This window comes from Cryptosporangium arvum DSM 44712, from assembly GCF_000585375.1.
Taxonomy (GTDB): Bacteria; Actinomycetota; Actinomycetes; order Mycobacteriales; family Cryptosporangiaceae; genus Cryptosporangium; species Cryptosporangium arvum.
In genome coordinates this window covers 2,387,793-2,407,649 of the sequence record NZ_KK073874.1, presented here as the reverse complement: position 1 = coordinate 2,407,649, position 19,857 = coordinate 2,387,793, and the positions used below count along the sequence as shown (strand labels likewise).

Annotated in this window: 24 protein-coding genes and 1 pseudogene; 10 read left to right on the top strand and 15 right to left on the bottom strand. The window is 72.5% G+C overall.

Going from position 1 to position 19,857, the window contains the following annotated elements; genetic code table 11:
* Positions 1-40: 40 nt before the first annotated feature.
* Positions 41-703 (bottom strand): TetR/AcrR family transcriptional regulator, encoded by a 663-nt coding sequence (locus CRYAR_RS11225; protein WP_035850387.1) that lies wholly within the window; start codon positions 701-703, stop codon positions 41-43.
* A 98-nt stretch (positions 704-801) separates the two neighbouring features.
* On the opposite strand from CRYAR_RS11225, the gene CRYAR_RS11220 reads away from it, so the two are divergent.
* Complete coding sequence (locus CRYAR_RS11220; protein WP_035850386.1) at positions 802-1,695, top strand: SDR family NAD(P)-dependent oxidoreductase; 894 nt, start codon at positions 802-804, stop codon at positions 1,693-1,695.
* Positions 1,696-1,710: 15 nt separating this feature from the next.
* Entirely contained in the window at positions 1,711-1,932 is a 222-nt protein-coding gene (locus CRYAR_RS11215) for a hypothetical protein (protein ID WP_157017590.1), read from the top strand.
* Here the strand turns inward: CRYAR_RS11215 and CRYAR_RS11210 are convergent.
* From CRYAR_RS11210 to CRYAR_RS11200, 3 genes are all read right to left on the bottom strand, one after another.
* Positions 1,881-2,195 (bottom strand): DUF4142 domain-containing protein, encoded by a 315-nt coding sequence (locus tag CRYAR_RS11210; RefSeq protein ID WP_051570028.1) that lies wholly within the window; start codon positions 2,193-2,195, stop codon positions 1,881-1,883. The genes CRYAR_RS11215 and CRYAR_RS11210 overlap by 52 nt on opposite strands.
* A 151-nt stretch (positions 2,196-2,346) precedes the next feature.
* Positions 2,347-2,610 carry a hypothetical protein gene (locus CRYAR_RS11205; protein ID WP_035850381.1) on the bottom strand — a complete coding sequence of 88 codons (264 nt, stop codon included), beginning with the start codon at positions 2,608-2,610 and terminating at the stop codon, positions 2,347-2,349.
* On the bottom strand, positions 2,607-3,584 hold the full coding sequence (locus tag CRYAR_RS11200; protein WP_035861774.1) for a caspase family protein: 978 nt from the start codon (positions 3,582-3,584) through the stop codon (positions 2,607-2,609). The genes CRYAR_RS11205 and CRYAR_RS11200 overlap by 4 nt, the downstream gene beginning before the upstream one ends.
* A 180-nt stretch (positions 3,585-3,764) precedes the next feature.
* Between CRYAR_RS11200 and CRYAR_RS11195 the strand changes: the two genes are divergently transcribed.
* Positions 3,765-5,069, top strand: a complete 1,305-nt coding sequence (locus tag CRYAR_RS11195) for an AfsR/SARP family transcriptional regulator (RefSeq protein ID WP_084700350.1) — start codon at positions 3,765-3,767, stop codon at positions 5,067-5,069.
* Here CRYAR_RS11195 and CRYAR_RS42960 read toward each other — a convergent pair.
* The 4 genes from CRYAR_RS42960 to CRYAR_RS11175 are packed head-to-tail and all read right to left on the bottom strand — an operon-like array spanning position 5,051 to position 8,204.
* Positions 5,051-6,475, bottom strand: a complete 1,425-nt coding sequence (locus CRYAR_RS42960) for a CATRA conflict system CASPASE/TPR repeat-associated protein (RefSeq protein WP_051570027.1) — start codon at positions 6,473-6,475, stop codon at positions 5,051-5,053. The two genes, CRYAR_RS11195 and CRYAR_RS42960, sit on opposite strands and share 19 nt — an antisense overlap.
* Positions 6,459-6,785, bottom strand: coding sequence for a CATRA system-associated protein (locus CRYAR_RS11185; protein ID WP_035850378.1), 327 nt, complete (start codon positions 6,783-6,785; stop codon positions 6,459-6,461). Before CRYAR_RS11185 ends, CRYAR_RS42960 begins: the two co-directional genes overlap by 17 nt.
* A gap of 10 nt (positions 6,786-6,795) precedes the next feature.
* Positions 6,796-7,626: a macro domain-containing protein gene (locus CRYAR_RS11180; RefSeq protein ID WP_211247391.1), complete on the bottom strand. Its 831-nt coding sequence runs from the start codon at positions 7,624-7,626 to the stop codon at positions 6,796-6,798.
* 5 nt (positions 7,627-7,631) lie between these two features.
* Positions 7,632-8,204, bottom strand: coding sequence for a TetR/AcrR family transcriptional regulator (locus CRYAR_RS11175; protein ID WP_035850376.1), 573 nt, complete (start codon positions 8,202-8,204; stop codon positions 7,632-7,634).
* Between the two features lie 86 nt (positions 8,205-8,290).
* Between CRYAR_RS11175 and CRYAR_RS11170 the strand changes: the two genes are divergently transcribed.
* From CRYAR_RS11170 to CRYAR_RS11160, 3 genes are all read left to right on the top strand, one after another.
* Positions 8,291-9,172, top strand: coding sequence for an SDR family oxidoreductase (locus CRYAR_RS11170; protein ID WP_035850374.1), 882 nt, complete (start codon positions 8,291-8,293; stop codon positions 9,170-9,172).
* Between the two features lie 39 nt (positions 9,173-9,211).
* Positions 9,212-9,988, top strand: coding sequence for an SDR family NAD(P)-dependent oxidoreductase (locus CRYAR_RS11165; protein ID WP_035850373.1), 777 nt, complete (start codon positions 9,212-9,214; stop codon positions 9,986-9,988).
* Between the two features lie 70 nt (positions 9,989-10,058).
* Positions 10,059-10,688 (top strand): VanZ family protein, encoded by a 630-nt coding sequence (locus tag CRYAR_RS11160; protein ID WP_035861769.1) that lies wholly within the window; start codon positions 10,059-10,061, stop codon positions 10,686-10,688.
* Here CRYAR_RS11160 and CRYAR_RS11155 read toward each other — a convergent pair.
* A complete protein-coding gene (locus tag CRYAR_RS11155) occupies positions 10,676-12,082 on the bottom strand; it encodes a dihydrolipoyl dehydrogenase family protein (protein ID WP_035850372.1) in 1,407 nt (468 codons plus the stop codon). The two genes, CRYAR_RS11160 and CRYAR_RS11155, sit on opposite strands and share 13 nt — an antisense overlap.
* A 1-nt stretch (position 12,083) precedes the next feature.
* Positions 12,084-12,656 carry a hypothetical protein gene (locus CRYAR_RS11150; protein ID WP_051572005.1) on the bottom strand — a complete coding sequence of 191 codons (573 nt, stop codon included), beginning with the start codon at positions 12,654-12,656 and terminating at the stop codon, positions 12,084-12,086.
* Between the two features lie 63 nt (positions 12,657-12,719).
* Between CRYAR_RS11150 and CRYAR_RS11145 the strand changes: the two genes are divergently transcribed.
* Positions 12,720-13,196: an AAA family ATPase gene (locus CRYAR_RS11145; RefSeq protein ID WP_051572003.1), complete on the top strand. Its 477-nt coding sequence runs from the start codon at positions 12,720-12,722 to the stop codon at positions 13,194-13,196.
* Here the strand turns inward: CRYAR_RS11145 and CRYAR_RS11140 are convergent.
* On the bottom strand, positions 13,149-15,026 hold the full coding sequence (locus tag CRYAR_RS11140; protein ID WP_035850368.1) for a penicillin-binding transpeptidase domain-containing protein: 1,878 nt from the start codon (positions 15,024-15,026) through the stop codon (positions 13,149-13,151). The genes CRYAR_RS11145 and CRYAR_RS11140 overlap by 48 nt on opposite strands.
* A gap of 329 nt (positions 15,027-15,355) precedes the next feature.
* Between CRYAR_RS11140 and CRYAR_RS11135 the strand changes: the two genes are divergently transcribed.
* Positions 15,356-15,751 (top strand): VOC family protein, encoded by a 396-nt coding sequence (locus CRYAR_RS11135; RefSeq protein ID WP_035850366.1) that lies wholly within the window; start codon positions 15,356-15,358, stop codon positions 15,749-15,751.
* Positions 15,752-15,866: 115 nt separating this feature from the next.
* On the opposite strand, the gene CRYAR_RS11130 is transcribed toward CRYAR_RS11135, so the two are convergent.
* Together CRYAR_RS11130 and CRYAR_RS51240 are read right to left on the bottom strand one after the other, a co-directional pair.
* Complete coding sequence (locus tag CRYAR_RS11130) at positions 15,867-16,544, bottom strand: alpha/beta fold hydrolase (protein WP_035861767.1); 678 nt, start codon at positions 16,542-16,544, stop codon at positions 15,867-15,869.
* Between the two features lie 78 nt (positions 16,545-16,622).
* Positions 16,623-16,838: pseudogene (locus tag CRYAR_RS51240) on the bottom strand (helix-turn-helix domain-containing protein); the annotation flags it as partial.
* 37 nt (positions 16,839-16,875) lie between these two features.
* Here CRYAR_RS51240 and CRYAR_RS11125 point away from each other — a divergent pair.
* Together CRYAR_RS11125 and CRYAR_RS11120 are read left to right on the top strand one after the other, a co-directional pair.
* Positions 16,876-17,631: a phosphotransferase gene (locus CRYAR_RS11125; protein WP_035850365.1), complete on the top strand. Its 756-nt coding sequence runs from the start codon at positions 16,876-16,878 to the stop codon at positions 17,629-17,631.
* A 50-nt stretch (positions 17,632-17,681) separates the two neighbouring features.
* Positions 17,682-18,671, top strand: a complete 990-nt coding sequence (locus CRYAR_RS11120) for a HEAT repeat domain-containing protein (RefSeq protein WP_035850364.1) — start codon at positions 17,682-17,684, stop codon at positions 18,669-18,671.
* Positions 18,672-18,935: 264 nt separating this feature from the next.
* Here CRYAR_RS11120 and CRYAR_RS50135 read toward each other — a convergent pair whose 3' ends face one another.
* Together CRYAR_RS50135 and CRYAR_RS48550 are read right to left on the bottom strand one after the other, a co-directional pair.
* On the bottom strand, positions 18,936-19,058 hold the full coding sequence (locus CRYAR_RS50135; protein WP_281174558.1) for a hypothetical protein: 123 nt from the start codon (positions 19,056-19,058) through the stop codon (positions 18,936-18,938).
* A gap of 127 nt (positions 19,059-19,185) precedes the next feature.
* Positions 19,186-19,755 (bottom strand): hypothetical protein, encoded by a 570-nt coding sequence (locus CRYAR_RS48550; protein WP_211247390.1) that lies wholly within the window; start codon positions 19,753-19,755, stop codon positions 19,186-19,188.
* Between the last annotated feature and the right edge of the window lie 102 nt (positions 19,756-19,857).

The window sequence follows — 19,857 nt, the reverse complement described above, 5'->3', positions numbered from 1 at the left end:
GGAGGCCGGTTCGGGCCACCGCGCGCCGAACCGCCGGCCCTCAGCGGGGCACGGCGCCCAGCAGCGCCATCGTGATCGCCAGGCGGAGGCCTTCGCGCACGTCGAGGTCGATCACCGCGAGCTCGGGCTCGGCCTCGTAGGCGGCGACGATCGCGGGCAGCGGCGACGCGTAGGCCGACAGTGCGCCCGCCACGACCATGGTGTTCAGGCAGAACAGCTGCGCCGAGCCGCCGAGCTCGGGCACGTACAGCGACGCCAGCTCGGTCATCGTCGTCAGCCGCTGCAGTGACGCCCGCTTGTAACGCACCACAACCTCGAGCGAGACGTTGCGCTCGAGGACCGAGCCCTGCGCGCCGAACAGCTCGCACATCCGCACGCGCGGGGCGAGCGACCGGCTGAGCACACCGGCCAGTTGCGCCGACCGCTCCTCGACGCCCGCCCGCGGATCGACGCCTGCGGCCAGTTCGTCGGCCAGCTCGACCAGCCAGGTCTCGAGGTAACGGTCGAGCAGTTCGAGCAGCACCGCCTCGCGGCTCTCGAAGTAGCGCAGGACGTTCGACTTCGCGAGGCCGACGCGCCGGCTCAGCTCGTTGAGGCTCAGCTCGGCCACCGGCATCTCGTCGAGCATCGCCGCGGCGGTGTCGAGGATCGCGCGGCGGCGGGCCTCGCGCTGCTCCTCGCTGCGCGCTCGCTGGAACGTCATGCACCCACTCTAGCTTGCAGACCGGCGGTCTCTTGACTGGAGACCGCCGGTCTCTTACTGTCGGACCCAACAGACCGGCGGTGCTTTAGGAGGACGACATGACCTGGACCGAGCGTGACATCCCTGATCAGACCGGCCGCGTCGCGGTGGTGACCGGCGCCAACACGGGCCTGGGCTACGAGACCGCCCGGGCGCTGGCGGAGCGGGGCGCATCGGTGGTGCTGGCCGTGCGGGACACCGCGAAGGGCGCGCAGGCTGCGGCCCGGATCCACGGTGACGTCACCGTGCAGGCGCTGGACCTCTCGTCGCTGGAGTCCGTCCGCACGGCCGCGGACTCCCTGCGCTCCGCATACCCCCGCATCGACCTGCTGATCAACAACGCCGGCGTGATGTACACCCCGAAACAGACCACCCGGGACGGCTTCGAGCTGCAGTTCGGCACCAACCACCTGGGCCACTTCGCGTTCACCGGCTTACTGCTGGACCGGCTCCTGCCCGTGCCCGGCTCCCGCGTCGTGACGGTCAGCAGCGTCGGCCACCGCATCCGCGCCGCGATCCACTTCGACGACCTGCAGTGGGAGCACTCGTACGGACGGGCCGCCGCCTACGGGCAGTCCAAGCTCGCCAACCTGATGTTCACCTACGAACTGCAGCGGCGGCTCGCCACCCACGGCACCACCGCGGCCGTGGCCGCGCATCCGGGCATGTCCAGCACCGAGCTGCTGCGCAACTCCCCCGCGCTCTTCCGGGGAACGCTGACGCTGCTGGCTCCGGTGGTCACGCAGAAGCCGCCGCAGGGAGCGCTCCCCTCGCTGCGTGCCGCGGCCGACCCCGCGGTCCTCGGCGGGCAGTACTACGGCCCCGACGGCGTCGGCGAGGTCCGCGGCGCTCCCCACCTGGTCACGTCCAGCCCGCAGTCCTACGACGTGGCGCTCCAACAGCGACTGTGGTCGGTCTCCGAAGACCTCACCGGCGTAACGTTCCCGGTGTAGGAGTAGGGAGCCCGGATGCCAGAAGCAGCACCAGCGCTCGTGGACGCGCTGATGGGAGCGAGCCGGGTGCTCACCGCGCGGGTCGCCGTCGACCGGCCCGACCTCGTCACGAACGCGCTCGACGGCCTGGTCGCCGCGGCCGGGGAACTGCGGGACGCGGAGTGGTGGCGCCGGCTCGAGGCCGATCAGGGCAGGACGTCGTCGGCGACGGAGTCGCCCTTGCTCGTCTCCAGGTGACGCAGCCACGACTGCTGATCGGCCATCGGCTCGTCCGGGATCGGCACGTTCGGCGCCGCGGCGATCTCGCGCACCATCTGGTCGAGACGGGAGTGGCCTTCCACGAGGTGCTTGCCCGCCCGCTTGACCTGCTCTTTCGAGCCGTTCTCCGGGGCGAACCGGCCGGCCGGGAGCTCCCACAGGTCGGCCTGGCGCACCTTCACGAGCAGCAGCTTGTCGAGCTCGGCGACGGGCCCGGACGAGGGGGCGAGCAGCGCGTCCACCGGCGCGGCGGTGTGTCCGGAGTGGCTCCCGGCCCGGTCGGTGGTCTCGGCCGCCGCCGATCCCCCCGAAGTCGGCCCGAAAGATCCACGCGGTCGCGACCGCGGCCAGGAGGACGCGGCTGCGGAGGGTTACGTTCAACCCTGCAAATAGTTAGTCGGTGTCGTTCAGCACGGCCTCGATGACCGGTAGGTAGCGGAGCACCTGTTCGCGATCGCTCGTCTTCTCCGCCTCGCTCAGTTCCGCGTACGGCGTCGCGATCTGGCGTTCCCAGCGCTCCACCAGTTCGGCCGGGAGAACGAGCGACCCGTCGGCGGCCCGTTCGCCCCGGGAGTGCAGGTAGCGCTGCCAATGCGCCCACCGCTCGTGTTCGACGGCGGCCAGCTCTTCGAGGAGGCGTTCGGAACGCAGCGTCACAGAAGTCCTTTGTCGACGAGCCGCCAGTAGTGCTTGCCCAGCACGGTCAACTCGCACGACTTCTCTCCCATCGCCGCGTGCCACATGTGCGGCGCGTCGACGGGGCGGACCAGGTTGACCTTCACGTAATTCTGCAGTACCGGGAAGACGGCCGTGTGCGCCGGATCGGGCGCCGGGAGCGAGTGCTGATCCGTCGAGCGCTCCGGCTCGTAGCTCGGGTCCAGCGGGAACCGGTAGTCGGGCGTCAAGAAGTGGGTGGTGAGCGCCTGCAGGTCGGCGACGGAGATCGGGGGCACGACCGTTCGTAACGGCACGAAGTTGTCGACGTTCGTCTTGAACACCGGCCGCTGCGACCACGGGCCGAGCGACTGGTCGATGTGGGCGTAGATGCTGCCCGGCGTGATCGCCCCGATCAGGTTCGCGGCGGCGCCCTGCAGCGCGTCGACGAGCAGTGTGGTGAAGACGCCGCCGCTGTGCGTCTCGGCCGAGTACTGGTCGGCGGTCGACGCGGTCAGCACGGTCATGCCGGTCGCGATCTCCGACAGACCCCGGCTCAGCGCACGTTCACCGGCGACACCGGCGTGGCAGCAGTCCAGGATGATCACCTTGTTCTGCGCGTCGGACCGGTGCGCGAACGTCATCACGTCGGTCAGCGCCAGCCCGTCGTGGCCGGCCGTGGTGTCGCTGGCGCAGAGGAACCCGCCGGTGTCGTCGATCCAGCCGTGGCCGGCGAAGTAGAACAGCGCGATCTCCGGCTTGCCGTCGAACAGGTTCTCCACCGCCCCACGCAGGCGCGCGCGCGAGAACGTGCCCGAGGGCGCGGGCGCGGTGACGACCCGCGGCTCGACGAAGTTCGGCGACCCGTCGGCGTTGCGCCGCAGGACGCCGGCCACCGCGTGCGCGTCCCGGACACAGCCGGACAGCGGGGAGAGCCGCTGGTAGTTGTCGATCCCGACGATCAGTGCCTTACGCATGGTGTCCCCTCCGATCCCCACCCGTGACCGCAGAGAGTACGCCGATCACTCGCCGTCCTCGCCCCTCCTCGAGGACGGTGAGCATCGACCGTTCCGATTTAGAATGAGACCCGTGAATCCGCTGGCGACTCAAGGCCCCGGCCGCTTCCGAAGTGCTTCCGATGTGCTTCCGGGGGCCGGATGTCACGCCCCTCGGTGAGCCTGCTCGGCCCGGCCGAGATCCGCGTCTCCGACCGGGTGGTGCGGCCGACCCCGCTCACCACCGCGGTGCTGACCCGGCTGGTCCTCGCCGACCGCGAGCCGCTCACCGTCGACGAGATCTTCACCGCGGTCTGGGGTGACCGGCGCGCCCTCACCCGCGCCGACCGCATCAGCGTCCAGAAGCGCATCCTGGAGCTGCGCAAGATCCTGGCCGACCCGTCGGCGCTCGTCACCGAGGCGGGGCAGGTGTCGGCGTACCGGCTCACGATCCCCCGCGCCGACGTCGACGTGCATGCCTTCCGCGACCTGGTCGAACGGGCCCGCCGGGAGACGCCGGTCAACGCGGTCACGCTGCTGGAGCAGGCGCTGGGGCTGTGGCGCGGACGGCCGCTGTTCGACACCGAGCGCTACCCGTTCGCCCAGCCGGCCATCCGCGCCCTCCGTGAACTGCAGGACACCGCGACGCTCGACCTCGTCACGGCGTACGCGGACATCGGGCAGCCGGAGAAGGCCCTGTCCACCGGCGCGGCGCTGCTCGACCGGCGTCCGGACCTGCCCGGGGCGGCCGACGCCGTGGCCCGCCTCCGGCGGCGCGTCGCCGAGCGGCGGCCCGGCGTCGAGCACCGCGACTTCCCGGGCCTGGGTACCCGGGTGACGATCCGGGCCGACGACCTGTTCGCCCAGCGCGACGCCCAGCTCGTGATCGGGTTCTGCGACACGTTCGACACGTCCACCGACCGCAACGTCGTGATCAGCCGCGCGACCGTGCAGGGGCAGTTCCTGCACTGGGCCTACGACGGTGACACCGGCCGGTTGAACCGCGACCTCCGGTCGGCGTTACGGGGAGCCCGGCCCGAGCGGGTCGAACGCCGGGAGGACAAACGCCGTGGCAAGCGGGCCCGCTACCCGCTCGGGACGGTGGCCGTGCTCCATCGCGACGACCGGCGCTTCTTCTGCGTCGCGTACAGCGTCATGGGCAACGACCTGGTCGCGCGCTCGGACCTGGAGAGTTTCCGGGCGAGCCTCGACCGGCTCTGGGACGCCGCGGTGCGCTACGGCCAGCGTGAGCCGCTGGCCGTGCCGCTGCTCGGGTCCGGTCTCGCGCGCCTCGACGGCACGGACCGCACCGAGCTGGTCACGCTGCTGATCGAGTCGTTCCTGCGTCACTCGCGCCGGCAGGTCGTCAGCCGGGAGTTGCGTCTGGTGCTGCGCGTCGAGGATCTCGACCGCGTCGACCTGCTCGAGGTGGCCGCGTTCCTGCGCGCTCAGAACGACCGCGAGTAGGCGGCCAGGTTCGCCAACCGGCTGACGTCCAGCCAGTCGGTGCCGCCCGTGTTGACCGCGCACCCCGCGCCGGCCAGCCGCCCGGCGATCTTCTGCAGGCTGCGCACGGTTCCGTCGAACTTGATGACGTTGAGACCACCCATGTCCGACACCGGCCGGAGCGCGCCGATCTCGACGACGATCGTCCGCTCGCGCTGCAACGCCAGCGCCATGCCCGCCTCCAGCAGGACGTTCGGCCGCGCCTGGCCGGTGGCGACCCGCTCGTGGTGCGGTTCGTGCGCGCCCTGCAGATCGGGGTGCAGGTACGCGCCGTCGTCCGGCGTGAGCAGCACGATCGCGGCCTGGTTGTCGCGGAACGCCTGCTCCAGCACCTCCCCCATGTAGGGCGCCGCGCTGCCGGTGCGACGCACGACGTCCTCCCAGTCCAGCGGGTGCAGGTCGATCGCCTGCAGGAAGCTCCACAGCGCGCGCCTGGCCTCCTCGTCGCGTCCGTGAATGACGAAGACATCGCGTGCGTTTGTCACCGTGGCCGGCTCCTTCGACGGTAGTGCGGAGAGTGCGCGCGCCCGGTCGTCGACGCCGCGCAGGTGGGCGAGATCGTCCGCGAGGCCCTGGCGGAACCACTCGATCAGGCCGAAGTCGTCCTCGGCCACGGCCGGATCGACGCCGGGCACCTGGCGCATGTCGGCGGCGGCGTGCTCGAGGTTGCGGTCCAGGTCCGGCACGGCCGCCATCCAGAACGCGAGGTCCGCCCGGGCCTCCGCGAGCGGCGCACCCCGGTCCAGGCGCTCCTGGACGCGGCGCATCTCGTCGGCGGCCTGCCAGGCGCGCAGCTGGTAGCGGACCGAGGCGGCGTGGCGCAGGTACCGCGCGAACGGCGGCATCGCGGTGGTGCCGTCGGACCAGGTCCACGCGCTCAACCGCTCGTCGTCGGCCGGGCCGGCCAGCACCTGGAACCGGCGCTCGGACCGGTCCTCGGGCCCGTCGAGCTCCGTGGTCGCCACGCCGTCGAGGCCACTCACCTTGCCCAGATACAGGTAGGCGACGCCGATCAGGGCGTCCGACGGCGACCCGGCGACCCCGGCCCACTCCCGCTCGAGATCGGACCATCCACCGGCGTCACCCGGCGAGAGCAGTACCGAGAGGCTGAGCGAGGTCGGAAACCGGCGGAGGATCGCCTGGTAGAGACGGTCCGGAGCCTTCTGCGCGGTGAGGTCGGGCAGTTCGTCGAGCGTCGCGGGGAGATCCGTGCTCGGCCCCGACCCGGACAGCGCCGAGGTCATCCCCAGCTCGGTGCGGCACCGGCGCCAGAGCTCGCGCACCGCGGCGTAGCCCTCCGCCGCGCGCGGGCCGTCGACCGGCGCGAAGACGTGGACGACGAGCTCCGGCTCAGCGGGGTTCGTCATGCGCGGGCGGTCGCAGGGTGTGGATGATGCGACGCGTCCGTTCACGCAGCCGCGGCGGCGGGCCCTCCCGGGAGCCCCGGCTCGCGTCGACGGCGCGCCCGGAACCGTAGAACGCCAGCTCGCGGACCACCTGGGTGAACTCGTCGCGGTCGCCGGTGCGCAACGCGTCCTCGCCTCGGCCCACCCAGGACTCGACCGCCTCCCAGTCGGCGGACGGGAGCAGCCAGCGCCCGGACAGGTCGGCCAGCACGTGCCGGAACTCGTCGACGAGGTGGGCGGGGAGCGTGCTGACCGATTCCGAACCGGGCATGCGCGGAATGTTAGAGGGTCTTGAGGAACGCGGCGACTTCCCGCAGGTCGACCCGGTGCTGTGACCGGGGGTCGATGACGACACGCAGCTCACGCGAGACGACGCCCTGACGCGATCGGGCCACGAAGGACAGCAGGATCATCTTCAGCAGGCTCTCCTGGTCGAGCGCGTCGACCCGGGCCAGCCCGGACCCGATGATCGGCATCGCCACCGGTGCCCGCTCGGCGTTGCGGTCCAAGCTCTCCCAGAGCCGGCCGAGGCTCAGCCACAACCCCAGCAGCGTGGCGCGGGCGATGCCGGAGCCGTCCAACCGGCTGTAGGCGACGGCGTACACCGGGAACGGCCCGCCGCCGAGCACCGCGACCGTCCCGATCGGATACCGCGCCGACGGACCGGCTTCGGGCAGCGCGTCGCCGAGTTCCGCGGTCAGCCGGTCGGCGTCGCCGTCGTACCGGCGTTCCAGCAGTTGTCCCTGCAGGCTGGAGGCCGCGATACCGCCGGGGCCGACGCGGGTGGCGAACGTGTCGGTGAAGCCGACGACGATCGCGCACTCCTGGTCGAGCAGGTCGCCGACCTCGATGACGACCGAGGTGTCGGGCCGGCGGAACTCGTGCACGATGCGGCGCGGCGGGAGCGCCTGCCACCAGCCCCACAGCAGGCAGACCACGAGGCTGGCCAGGATGAGGCCGACCGGCTGCGGTAACGGGCCGCTGGTGAACTGCCCGACGAACTGGAGCACGGCCGAGACCAGACCGAACGCGACGAGCGTGTGCACGGCGAAGGCCTGCAGGCCCCGCCGTGTCCCGAGGACACCCCGGACCAGCCTCGGCAGGCGCGTCACCGCGGCTAGCCCAGCGACGCGCTCGCCGCGCGCAACTCGTCCAGGGCCGCCAGTGCGTACGACGCCAGGCCGCTCTCGGTGTCGGCCTCGGACCACCGGGCGTAGCCGTGCTTGAACGCGAGCGCGCCCAGTTCGCCCGCGAGCTGGGCGGTCGGGCCGGGAACGCCCCGGGCGGCCAGGGCCTCGGTCATCGCGGTGGCCAGGCCGACCTGCTTGAGTACGTCCCGTTCCTGCAGCTCCGCGCTGGCCGCGACCGCGGCCTTCAGGCGGGGGCCGAGCTCGCGGTTCATCGGGCCCATCATGCTCGAGGCCCGCTCGAGACCGGCCGCGACCGCCTGGAGCGGGCTCGCGCCGGCCGGAGCCTCGGTGATGCCCTCGGCCAGCAGGCGGCTCAGCGCGTCCTGCCCGGCGACCAGGAGCTCGCGCTTGTCGGGGAAGTGCCGGAAGAACGTGCTCTTGGTGACGCCGGCCCGCTCGGCGATCTGCGTGACGGTCGTGGCGTCGTAGCCCTGCTCGGTGAACAGGTCGACGGCGGCCAGCACGAGCCGCTCGCGCGCCCCCGGTTCCCAACGAGCCATGGATTCATTCTATGCGATGGGACCATTGTCCCATCACCGGAGTACAGTGACGGGACAAGAGTCCCATCACTACCCGGGAGCGTTCCATGCACGTATTCGTCACCGGCGGCACCGGCCTGGTCGGTTCCGCCGTCGTCGCCGAGCTCCGGCGCCACGGTCACTCCGTCGTCGCGCTGGCCCGCGCCGAAGCGTCCGCGCGCGCCGTCGAGGCGGCCGGAGCCGAGCCGCTCCTCGGCGACCTCGCCGACCTGGACGCGGTGCGCGCCGGCGCCGCCAGGGCCGACGGCGTCGTCCACCTGGCGTTCCGCAACGACTTCAGCGGCCCCGACGCCCTGGCCCGCGCGGTCGCCGAGGAGAGCGCGGCGATGGCCACGCTGGGCGAGGAGCTCGCCGGAAGCGACCGCCCGTACGTCACGGTCTCCGGCACGCCGTGGGTGACCGGCCGGCTGTCCACCGAGGAGGACCCGTTGCCGCTCGACGGGCCGGTCGGCGGGCGGGCCCGCTCGGTCAACGGCGTGCTCGCGCTGGCGTCGCGCGGGGTCCGGAGCAGCGCGGTGCGGTTGCCCCGAACCGTCCACCACGAGGGCAAGGGCGGATTCGCCGGCCTGCTGACCGACATCGCGCGCCGCACCGGAGTCTCCGGCTATCCCGGCGACGGGACCCAGCGCTGGCCGGCCGTGCACGCCCTGGACGCGGCGGTCCTGTTCCGGCTCGCGCTGGAGAAAGCACCGGCGGGCAGCGCCTGGCACGCCGTGGCCGACGAGGGCGATCAGGTCCGGGACATCGCGGCGGTCATCGGCCGCCGGCTGGGGCTGCCGGTCGAGCCGGTCGCCGAGGAGACCTACGGCCCGCTCGGCCCGATCTTCGCCGCCGACCAGCCGTCCTCGAGTGCCCACACCCGGGCGGTGCTCGGCTGGGAGCCCACGCACCCGAGCCTGCTGGATGACCTGGAACACCTTTCCGAATAGGTCCGGAACCAGAACCGCGGTTCACTACAGTCGAGTGCCATGGACATCAACGGCGCAAGCGCCATCGTCACCGGTGGCGCGTCAGGCATCGGTGCCGCCGCGGCCCGTCAGCTCGCTGCGAAGGGTGCGACCGTCGTGGTCGCGGACCTGCAGGCCGAGAAGGGCGAGGCCCTCGCGAAGGAGATCGGCGGCGTCTTCCTCACGGTCGACGTCACCGACACCGACCAGATCAAGGCGGCCGTGAACGCCGCGACCGAACTCGGCCCGCTCCGCGCGGTCGTGAACTCCGCCGGTATCGGCTGGGCCCAGCGCACCGTCGGACGCGACGGCGAGTTCGACTCCGCCCACGACCTCGACGCCTTCCGCAAGGTGATCGCGATCAACCTGATCGGCACCTTCGACGTCGTACGGCTGGCCGCGACCGCGATGAGCCGCAACGAGCCCGACGCCGACGGCGGCCGCGGCGCGATCGTCAACCTGGCCTCGGTGGCCGCGTTCGACGGGCAGATCGGCCAGGCGTCGTACTCCGCCTCCAAGGGCGGGATCGTCGGCATGACACTGCCGGTCGCGCGGGACCTGGCGGCGGTCGGCGTCCGGCTCAACACGATCGCCCCGGGGCTCATCGACACCCCGATCTACGGCGAGGGCGAGGCCTCCGAGGCGTTCAAGGCCAACCTCGGCAAGAACGTGCTCTTCCCGAAGCGCCTCGGCGTGGCCGACGAGCTCGCCAGCATGGTCGTCGAGCTGATCACCAACAGCTACATGAACGCGGAGGTCATCCGCGTCGACGGAGGCATCCGGATGCCTCCGAAGTAGCGGCCGGCTATCGCCGGCGTATCGGAAACCGCATACGCCGCCGATACGGTGCGTGCACTGGGATGGGGTGGTGAACCACAGCGCCACCCTGTCCGCACGCCGCCGGGTCGTGCTCCTCGTCGCGACGATCGCCGGTCTGGTCGTCGTGCTGCGCCGGCCGCTGACGATGTCGGCCCCGCGCTGCCTGACCGGGCACTGGCACGGCTGCTACGACACCGAGAACGGCGTCCTGCTGATGACGCTGCTCGGGGTGCCGGTGGCGGCGCTCGTCGCGTGGGTGCTGGCCCGTGCGCGCCGGGCGCCGACGGTCGTCTCGGTGGCCGAGGTGGGGATGGTCTACGGGACGGTGCCGTTCCTCTGGCTGGCGCTGATGCCCGGCCCGGGAGCAGGCACCGTTCCCGGCCGGGTGAGCCTGGTCCCGCTGCTGGACCTGGTCGCGATGGGTCCGCTCGGGATCGCCGGCAACCTGCTGATCTTCGCCGCGCTCGGGTTCTTCGCCCCGATGCGGTTCGCGGCGCTGGCGTCCGTGCCGCGGGTGCTGGCCCTCGGCGCGGCCTGCTCGGCCCTGGTCGAGACCGCCCAGTACGTGCTGCGGCTCGACCGGGTGTCGTCGGTGGACGACGTGCTCGTCAACGCGGTCGGCGCCGCGCTGGCCGCGCTGGTCTCCCGTCCGTGGTGGCGGGACCGTCAGCGGCCGTAGGCCTCGAGCAGGCGCAGCCAGACCTCGCTGATCGTCGGGAACGCCGGGACCGCGTGCCACAGCCGGTCCAGCGGAACCTCGCCGACCACGGCGATCGTCGCCGCGTGCAGCAGTTCGGCGACGTCGGGCCCGACCAGCGTGACGCCGACGATCACGTTCCGGTCCCGGTCGACGACCATCCGCGCCCGGCCCCGGTAGCCGTCGGCGTGCACCGCGGCCCCGGCGACCGCGCCGAGGTCGTGGTCGACGACCCGGATCGGGAGCCCGGCCGCCTCCGCCGCGGCCGCGGTCAGCCCCACCGACGCCACCTCCGGCTCGGTGAAGATCACCTGTGGCGCCGCCTCGTCGGCCGTGACCGCGTGCCGTCCCCACCGGCCGTGGTCGACGGCTCCCCCGGCGGCGCGGGCCACGATCGCGTCGCCCAGCGCGCGAGCCTGGTATTTGCCCTGGTGGGTGAGGAGCGCGCGCCGGTTGACGTCCCCGGCCGCGTACAGCCAGCCGTCCACCCCGACGACACGCAGCGCGTCGTCGACCCGCAGCCAGCCACCGGGCGTGAGGCCGACGCGGTCGAGGCCGAGGTCGCTCGTGTTCGGCGTGCGGCCGACCGCCACCAGCAGTTCGTCGGCCTCGACCGTTTCACCGGTGGTGAGCGCGGCCCGGACGGTCCCGTCGGCGGCGCGCTCCGCCGACCGCAGCTCGGCGCCCGGGCGCACCGACACCCCGGCGTCACGCAGCGCCCCGGTGACCAGCTCGCCGGCGAACGGCTCGGCGGCCGGGAGTACGCCGTCACGGGCCAGCATCGTCACCGCGGAGCCCAGGCCGGCGAAGGCCGTCGCCAGCTCGGACGCCACGACACCGCCGCCGACGATCGCCAGCCGGCCGGGCACCACGGTGGTCGCGGCGGCCTCCCGGCTGGTCCACGGCGCCGCCGCACGCAGACCGGCGACGTCCGGCACGAGCGCGCTGCTGCCGGTCGCGACGACGACCGCGTGCCGCGCCGTCAGCGACGTGACCGTGCCGTCCGCGGCGGTGACCTCGACCGCGCGGGCTCCGCTGATCCGCCCCTGGCCGCGGAACAGCCGGGCGCCGGCCTGGTCGAGCCAGGCCGCCTGACCGTCGTCGGCCCAGTTCGACGCGAACGAGTCGCGACGGGCGAGCACGGCGGCGGCGTCCACGGGCCCGGTCACCGCCTCGCGCGCTCCGGGTAACCGGTTCACCGCACGGAGCGCGGCCGTGCTGCGGAGCAGGGCCTTGGTCGGCATGCACGCCCAGTAGGAGCACTCGCCGCCGACCAGCTCCCGCTCGACGACCGCGACGCTCAGTCCGCCCCGGGCGACCCGATCGGCGACGTTCTCCCCGACCGGTCCGGCCCCGATCACGATGACGTCGAACATGTCAGTTCCCCCGGGCGGCGCGGCCCAGCCGCAGCGCCGAGACGAGGAAGAACACGCCTCCGACGGCGGCGTACCCGGCGACCCCGGCGACCGCGGGGTCGTCCGCGCCGGCCATCGCGGCGAAGGACGCGCCGGCCAGCACCGAGATCCCGCCGGCGAGCATCATCGGCACCTGGCCGCCGAGCGCACGCCGGCGGACCCCGACGACGAGCTGGACGAGCCCGGAGACGATCGCCCACGCACCCCAGACACGCAGCACCGCCGGGACACCGGCCGCGGCCGCGACGGCCAGCCCGACCGCCGCGAGCGCGCTGACCGCGGCGTTCACCGCGAGCGTGGAGGTGCGTGACGAGCGCAGGTCCACGACGGCCGCGGCGACGTCGAACACCGGGTAGAGGACGAGCAGGCCGACGCTGACCGGGTTGAGGTCCGCCCCGGTCGACGTCAGCAGGATCGCCCAGACCACGGCGAACCCGAAGCGGACGAGGTACAGGCGGCGCAGGGCCGGGGCGGCGGATGGCGCGAGGGTGGTCACTTCTGCCCTTCCAAAGGAGAACGAACGTTCTGTCTCCATCACGATGACCGGCGAAGCCGCGTTCGTCAAGAACGAACGTTCTATCTCTCTAGACTGGTGACCGTGGCGCGAATCCTGGTGACCGGAATGTCCGGGGCGGGCAAGTCGTCGGTGCTCGACGCGCTCCGGGCCCGGGGGCACCACGCGGTCGACACCGACTACGACGGGTGGACGCAGCCCGACGGCACCTGGGACGAGCCCCGGATGGAGCGGCTCCTCGCGGCGAACGACGACGTGGTCGTCTCCGGCACCGTCGACAACCAGGGGCGGTTCTACGACCGTTTCGACCACGTCGTCCTGCTCAGCGCGCCGCTGCCGGTACTGCTCGACCGCGTCCGGCGACGCCGCGCGAACCCCTACGGCCGGACGGCGGCGCAGCGGGCCGAGATCGCGGGTTACGTCAGCACCGTCGAACCGCTCCTCCGGCGCGGGGCGACGCGGGAACTCGACACCCGGCGCCCGCTGGCCGACGTCGTCGGGGAGATCGAACGGCTACTTCAACCCACGGAGGAACTTCTCCGCGACCGGCACCGAGACTGAACTGCTGTGACCGCCGTTCTCGACGAACACCGCGAACGCGACGTCGCCCTGCCAGCCCACCCACCACGCGTGCGCGTGCTCGGGATCGTTGTCGAACTCCGCGGTTCCGGTCTTGCCGTACACCGGGCTGCCCGGCACGTCACGCAGCGACGTCGCGGTGCCGTCGGTGACGACCTGGCGCATCATCGCGCGCAGCGGCTCCACCGTGGTGGTCTTGAGCTGCGGCCCGGGGGCCACGGCCGACTTCCCGGTGAGCGACGGCGGCGTCCACCGGCCGGACGCCACCGCGGCGGTGGCCGAGGCCATCGCCAGCGGGCTCACCACGGTGCGGCCCTGGCCGAACGCCGCCGCGGCGCGCTCGGCCGCGTCGCCGCCGGTGGAGACCTTGCCGGAGAAGGCCGGTAGGCCCAGCCCGTACTTCGACTCCAGACCGAGCAGACGACCGGCGTCGGCCAGTCCGTCGGGCCCGAGCTTCGGCGCCAGCGCGACGAAGGCCGTGTTGCACGACTTGGCGAAGTCGGTGCGGAACGGCACGTCGCCCAGCTCGAAGTCGTCGAAGTTCTTGAATTCCCGGCCGCCGGCGGCGAGGTGGCTGGGGCAGGCGACGGTGGCGTCGGCCGTGACCGCCCCCTGATCGAGCAGGCCGAGGGTCGAGACCATCTTGAACGTCGAACCCGGCGGGACCTTGGCCTCGAACGCGGCGTTGAACGACCCGCCGTCCGGCCCGTTGGCGGCCGCGATCACCGAGCCGTCGCTGATCCGGATCGCGACCAGCGCGCTCTGCTGCGGAAGGTCCGCCAGCGCGGCGTCGGCGGCGGTCTGGACGCGTTGGTCGAGCGTGGTGCGGACGGCCACGCCGGGCTTCGGTGCGCTGGTGAACAGCGCGGTCCCGGCCGGGTTCACCACGACCGTCACCCCGGGGACGCCCCGCAGACGCTGGTCGAACGCGGACTGCAGCCCGCCGTGCCCGACGTGGTCACCCACGGCGTAGAGGCCGGGCTTCTCCTTGATGTCCTCTTCGGTCGCGTCCGAGACCGAGCCGAGCAGCGCCCGGGCGAACTGCCGGGTGGGCGCGAGGTCGCGGGTGGACTTCACGACGGTGGCGCCGGTGATCGCGGTGATCCGCGACGCGATCTTGTCGTACGCCTCCTGACGCAGCACGACGACGTCGACCGCGATGCCGGGCTTGGCCTTGGCCAGCCGCCCGGGCAGGTCGGCCAGGTCGACCTCGGTGTCGATCGTCGCGAACGCAGCGCCCAGCTGCTTCACGGCCGCGGCGGGGTCGGTGACCTTGGCCGGGTCGAGCAGCACCGAGACGACCGGCCGCGGGCTCACGATCGGGGCTCCGGTGTGGTCGAGGATGCCGCTGCGCGGTGCTTCCTCGCGCTTGGTCCCGAGCGTGTCGCCCGCCTTCAGTTTCTTGTGGACGAGCGCCGGCTCCCAGGTGACGTCCCAGGTGTCGTCGCGCTCGCGCAGCCGCACGTCGGTCCGGTAGGTCCAGGTCACCGGACCCGGCAGGGTCCAGGTCACCTGGACCGGGCTGACTGCTCTCCCGTCCTTCACCTTCGCGTCGCCGGCGCGTTCGAGCTTCGTCGGGGCCGCCGCGAGCTCGCCGGTCAGCTTGGTCAGCTGCGCCGTGACATCGGCGGCCGGGACGGATTTGCCGTCCGGGTCCACGAAGCTGGTCTTGCCGAGCTGGCCCTGCCGCCAATTCTTGAGGAAGGCGTCGACCGCGGGCTCGGGGTCGTTGTCCGCGCTGCACGCCGTGAGGGCGACAGCGGCCAGGACGCCGAGGGCAGCGAGAACCGCACGGCCTTTCAGAACGTTCATCGGTGGCGTGTCTCCGGTCCGGTTGTGGACAGATCGGAAGGGTATGGGGCGGCCGCAACGTCGGTTCTTGACCGCGCTCGAAGTATTCCGGTGTACTGATGGCTCGGTGCCGTGCCGCGCCGCCGGTCCCATCGGCGGTCGGGCCGCCGGCACCGCGACGCCAAGGGGATGATCACGTGACGTTTACGTTCACAGGGCGCGGCTGACCTTCTCGGCGCCTGCGCGTCTCCCCTGACTTCCTCCCGCACTCCACGGAACCCGTGGAGGCGTGCGGGTGCGTTCGCCCATTCATCGAAGGCACGCACTCAGCCGCTGGAGGCAACCGCAGCATGTCCACATCCATCCAGTTCAACCACACGATCGTCGGCGCCCGCGACCGCGAGGAGTCGGCGCGCTTCCTCGCCGGCGTGCTCGGCGTCGAGCTCGGTACGGCCTGGGGGCCGTTCCTGCCGCTCGCGCTCGGCAACGGCGTGACGCTCGACTTCGCGACGATGCCGCCGCACCTCGAGGTCGCGCCGCAGCACTACGCGTTCCTGGTCCCCGAGGAGTCGTTCGACGGGATCTTCGGACGCATCACCGCGGCCGGGATCGACTACTGGGCCGATCCGGCACGCACCAAACCGGGCGAGATCAACCACGACCACGGCGGGCGGGGCGTCTACTTCCTCGACCCGTCCGGGCACTACCTGGAGGTCATCACCCAGCCGTACGACAACGTCGTCTGACGCCGAAGGGCCCGGCGGCCGCTCGCCGCCGGGCCCGGGGAACTCAGCACCGCCGGGCCCGGGGTACTCAGCACCGCCGGGCCCGGGGTACTCAGCACCGCCGGGCCCGGGGTGCTCAGGCGCCGGCGGCCGCGCGGACGAGCGCGACCACGCTCTCCGGGTGGGAGACGTAGACCGCGTGGCTGCTGGCCACCTCGGTCACCGTCGCCCCGATGCGCTCGGACATCGCCCGCTGCGCGACCGGCGGGATCATGTGGTCGTCGCCCGCCACCAGGTACCAGCTCGGGGTGGAGCGCCAGGCCGGCTCGGTGATCGGACCGCCGACGGCCTCCAGGCCCCAGGGCAGCTGGGAGTCGGCCAGGAAGCGGGCGTCGTCGGCCGGCAGGTCGGCGGCGAACGCGGCCGGGAACTTCTCCCGGTCGAGCAGCAGGAAGCCGTCCACCGGGGGCAGGATCGGCGGCGTCGGCGCTCCCGGCGGCGGGTCGGCGATCAGCGTGTTCACCGACTCGCCCTGGTCGGGTGCGAACGCCGCCACGTAGACCAGCGCGGCCACCTTCTCGTGGGTGCCGGCCTCGGTGATCACCGCGCCACCGTAGGAGTGGCCGACGAGGACGGTCGGGCCGTCCTGCTGGTCGAGGACGCGCCGGGTGATCGCGGCGTCGTCGGCCAGGGAGACGGTGGGGTGCTGGACGACGCTCACCGAGTAGCCGTCGGCGGTCAGCAGGTCGTGGACGGCTCGCCAGCCCGAGCCGTCGGCCCAGGCTCCGTGGACGAGGACGACGTTACGAATCATCAGGACTCCCGTTGGTGGCGCTGAGGGGTACCGCAGTGGATCCCGAAGCGGTGAACGATTTGTGAACCGACGGGTGATCCCGAGCTTCGCGACGACTTTCCGCAGGGCGTACCGCACGGTGCGGCGGGTGATGAAGAGCCGGGCGCCGATCTCCGGGTGAGACAGACCTTCGCTCGCCAGGGCGGCGATCTCCGCTTCCTGCGGGGTCAGCGCCGGGGCCCAGACGTCGTCGCGGGCGGCGCGGGACGCGAACCCGGGGTGATCCCGGGAATGGCGTGCACCGCGAGCGAGCAACGCTGCCTCCCGGCCGGACGTGCGTCAGAATTTCGGTATGGGAGGTACGGCCGAGGTTCCGCTGGGCGGGCGGGTGACCGCGGGTGTCGTCCGGGTCGGGGACACCGTGCGTCGCCCGGCCGGGCCGTGGACGGATGCCGTGGACGCGCTGCTCCGGCACCTGGAGCAGGTCGGGTTCCGTGGCGCACCGCGCCCGCTCGGCCGGGACGAGCGGAATCGGCAGGTTCTGGAGTACGTGCCGGGGGAAACCGGCGATCCGGCCGGAACGTACTCCCCCTCCGAGCTCCGGCCGATCGGCGCGTTCCTCGCCGACTTCCATCGGGCGGTAGCGGATTTCGTCCCACCGGCCGACGCGTCCTGGAACCGCGTCATCCCGCCGGACCGGGACGAGTTGCTGTGCCACCACGACGTCGCCCCGTGGAATCTGGTCCGCTCGCCGCGCGGCTGGGTGCTCATCGACTGGGACACCGCGGCGCCGGGGTCGCGGCTCTGGGAGCTGGCCTACGCTGCGCAGACCCTGGCCGGCCTCCGCCCGGACCGACCCGTCGACCGGGCCGCCGAACGCCTGGCCCTCGTGGTCGACGGGTACGGTCTGGCCGACGCCGACCGGCCCGCGCTGGCCCGGATGCTGGGCCCGCGGGCCCGCGCCATGTACGACCTGCTGTGCCACGGCGCCGCGCGCGGCGAACAGCCCTGGCTTCGTCTCTGGCGCGAGGACGGCGAGCACTGGCGGACGACTGCCGACTACCTCGACCACCACGTCGACCACTGGATCCGAGCTCTCACCCGGTAGCCGCACGAGGTCTTGCCCCAGCGGGGAGCCGGGCGCTATTCATCGATGCCATGACCGACGTCGGCCGACAAGAGCTCGATCGGGCCGTGCACCAGGGATCACTGTCCACTGAGGCCGGTCCGCTCGTCGCACGGATCGTCGAAGTGCTGCCGGTGGTCCCGGAGCGCACTGCGCTCCTGGAATTTCTGGGTCACGTCGCGGCCCGGGCTTCGTCCTTCCAGGCCGACCCGCTGACCGTCGACTACGTGCGGCGCGACGATCCCGAGCTGCCGTTCTACGAGGTCGTGTGGGAACCCGACCACGCGCCCGACCACGTCGTCGTGAGCCGCCTCGGATCCGCGTGCGCCGCCCGCGCCGGTGTCGTGCTCCCGGCGCTCGTGCCGTGGCTGGACGCGGCCGACCCGCACGAACGCCGCGCCGCGCTGTACGCCACGGCGTCCTGGGCCGCGCTGGCCGGCGGCGGCGTGCCGGATCAGGCGCTCCACCACCTGTGGACCGGCGCGCGCGACCACGGCGCCGAGGCGCGGGTCCACTGCGTCTTGGGGCTCGCCGGAGCCGGTGCCGACACCGCCGAACTACTGACCGATCCCTCCCGGGTGGTCCGCGCGTGCGCCGCGCTCTCGCCGGCGGTGGCCACGGATCCGCGCACGCTGCCCGTCCTCACCGCGGCTCTGGCCGATCCGGCGGACTGCGACTCGTGGATCGACGGACACCCCGCGCCTCCGCACGCCGGCGACGAGATGAGCGCCCTGCTGGTGGAGGCCGCGACCCGCTGCACCGACGACTTCGCTGAGTTGCTGCCGATCGCGCTGAGCGTCGGCCGGGCGTCACCCGCGTGCTCCCCGGACCGCACCTGGGGCCGCCTGCTCCACGCGGCGTTTCCGCAGCCGCCCGCCGAACCGCTCCGCGGTCCTCAACGCGCCTATCTCCAGGTGCTCGCCGCGAACGACTACTTCTGGCAGATCAGCGACGTCGAGCGCGACGCCGTACTCGGCGAGGTCGGGCTGCCCACCGACCGGGAAGCGCTCCGGAGGTACTAGCGGCGGCGAGGGCGGTCACCGCGGCCCGGTCGATTGCCGTGATCGCGCCGTCGGGCCCGACGGGAACGTCGTCGACGACAAGCGTCGTGCGGTCCGAACGCGCCGGAGTTCGGCGCGTTGATCCGGCCGTCGGTCACGACCTCGATCGGCGTCACGACGTCGTCCATCAGCCCCGTCATCGCGCGGAACCCGTCCGTCTTCCGAGGGCGGACGCGACGAAGCCCGGCGCGCGATGTGCGCTCCGGGCTTCGATGGCGAAAGACGTCAGCTGCAGGGGTTGTAGTCCCAGCAGTCGTTGTACCGCTTCTTGTGGTGGCGACGACGGCGCGGCTTGCACTCGTTGTAGTCCCAGTCGTTGCACTGGTTGTAGTCGTAGCAGTCGCTCATGTCGTCCAGCCTCCAGAAAGTTTGTGTGTGTTCCCCCTGCGGTGTGGTTACTCTCGCGCGGATCCGAGCGGTGCTCGATCGGCGGCGTGACGTCCTGAACGTTCGGTTCCCAACACTCGCAGGGCGATCACCACTCGAAGGTCTGCCACTCCTCGATCGGGATCGCGCCCTCGGTGGTGTCGCCGCACCGCTCGGCCCAACTCGGGGCGACGAAGACGGGTCGGCTCAGGACGAGGTCTCCGGCTCGCTGCACCCGCAGGACCAGCCCGAGTTCCGGCGCCCAGGGATGGGCGAACTGCGAGTAACGCAGCGTCAGGTCGTGGGAGGCCAAATAGGCGCGGAACTCGTCCTCGAGCCGCGACGGTGTGCGGCCGACCAGCCGCAGGCCGTCCACTGCCACCTGGGGTCCGCAGAGTGCGCTGACCGCGACACCCGCCAGCCGGTCCGACTCGTCGTAGTAGGTGGTCACGGCCGGCCCGAACGCCGTCGGATCCCGAAGTTCGTACTCGGCCCAGCCGCCGCCACCCGGGATCCGCTCTTGCGACGCCGCAAGGCTGAGCGTGCCCGACAGCGCGGTGCGCACGTCGTCGGTGGTCATCCCGAACCTCAGCGGGCCGACCCGGCGGAGCGGACCCGACGACCAGGCAAGCCGCTGGGCGTCGTCGAGCACGTCCCGCAGCGACACCGTGTCTCCCATCCAAGTTCCGCGGTCCACCCATGGATATCCGATCCATGGGTGGACGTCGAGGTAGGCCGTCAGCCGGAGAACTGTTGCCTCGTGCGCGCTGGGTCGTCCACG

What these genes read in the sequence shown, in the direction of transcription:
- CRYAR_RS11165 (WP_035850373.1), top strand. Translation starts at nt 9,212, where the DNA reads ATGGACATCAACGGCGCAAGCGCCATCGTCACCGGTGGCGCGTCAGGC.
- CRYAR_RS11215 (WP_157017590.1), top strand. Translation starts at nt 1,711, where the DNA reads ATGCCAGAAGCAGCACCAGCGCTCGTGGACGCGCTGATGGGAGCGAGC.
- CRYAR_RS11135 (WP_035850366.1), top strand. Translation starts at nt 15,356, where the DNA reads ATGTCCACATCCATCCAGTTCAACCACACGATCGTCGGCGCCCGCGAC.
- CRYAR_RS11155 (WP_035850372.1), bottom strand. Translation starts at nt 12,082, where the DNA reads ATGTTCGACGTCATCGTGATCGGGGCCGGACCGGTCGGGGAGAACGTC.
- CRYAR_RS11195 (WP_084700350.1), top strand. Translation starts at nt 3,765, where the DNA reads ATGTCACGCCCCTCGGTGAGCCTGCTCGGCCCGGCCGAGATCCGCGTC.
- CRYAR_RS11225 (WP_035850387.1), bottom strand. Translation starts at nt 703, where the DNA reads ATGACGTTCCAGCGAGCGCGCAGCGAGGAGCAGCGCGAGGCCCGCCGC.
- CRYAR_RS11130 (WP_035861767.1), bottom strand. Translation starts at nt 16,544, where the DNA reads ATGATTCGTAACGTCGTCCTCGTCCACGGAGCCTGGGCCGACGGCTCG.
- CRYAR_RS11185 (WP_035850378.1), bottom strand. Translation starts at nt 6,785, where the DNA reads ATGCCCGGTTCGGAATCGGTCAGCACGCTCCCCGCCCACCTCGTCGAC.
- CRYAR_RS11170 (WP_035850374.1), top strand. Translation starts at nt 8,291, where the DNA reads ATGCACGTATTCGTCACCGGCGGCACCGGCCTGGTCGGTTCCGCCGTC.
- CRYAR_RS11200 (WP_035861774.1), bottom strand. Translation starts at nt 3,584, where the DNA reads ATGCGTAAGGCACTGATCGTCGGGATCGACAACTACCAGCGGCTCTCC.
- CRYAR_RS11125 (WP_035850365.1), top strand. Translation starts at nt 16,876, where the DNA reads ATGGGAGGTACGGCCGAGGTTCCGCTGGGCGGGCGGGTGACCGCGGGT.
- CRYAR_RS48550 (WP_211247390.1), bottom strand. Translation starts at nt 19,755, where the DNA reads ATGGGAGACACGGTGTCGCTGCGGGACGTGCTCGACGACGCCCAGCGG.
- CRYAR_RS11150 (WP_051572005.1), bottom strand. Translation starts at nt 12,656, where the DNA reads ATGGAGACAGAACGTTCGTTCTCCTTTGGAAGGGCAGAAGTGACCACC.
- CRYAR_RS50135 (WP_281174558.1), bottom strand. Translation starts at nt 19,058, where the DNA reads ATGAGCGACTGCTACGACTACAACCAGTGCAACGACTGGGACTACAAC.
- CRYAR_RS11140 (WP_035850368.1), bottom strand. Translation starts at nt 15,026, where the DNA reads ATGAACGTTCTGAAAGGCCGTGCGGTTCTCGCTGCCCTCGGCGTCCTG.
- CRYAR_RS11120 (WP_035850364.1), top strand. Translation starts at nt 17,682, where the DNA reads ATGACCGACGTCGGCCGACAAGAGCTCGATCGGGCCGTGCACCAGGGA.
- CRYAR_RS11220 (WP_035850386.1), top strand. Translation starts at nt 802, where the DNA reads ATGACCTGGACCGAGCGTGACATCCCTGATCAGACCGGCCGCGTCGCG.
- CRYAR_RS11175 (WP_035850376.1), bottom strand. Translation starts at nt 8,204, where the DNA reads ATGGCTCGTTGGGAACCGGGGGCGCGCGAGCGGCTCGTGCTGGCCGCC.
- CRYAR_RS42960 (WP_051570027.1), bottom strand. Translation starts at nt 6,475, where the DNA reads ATGACGAACCCCGCTGAGCCGGAGCTCGTCGTCCACGTCTTCGCGCCG.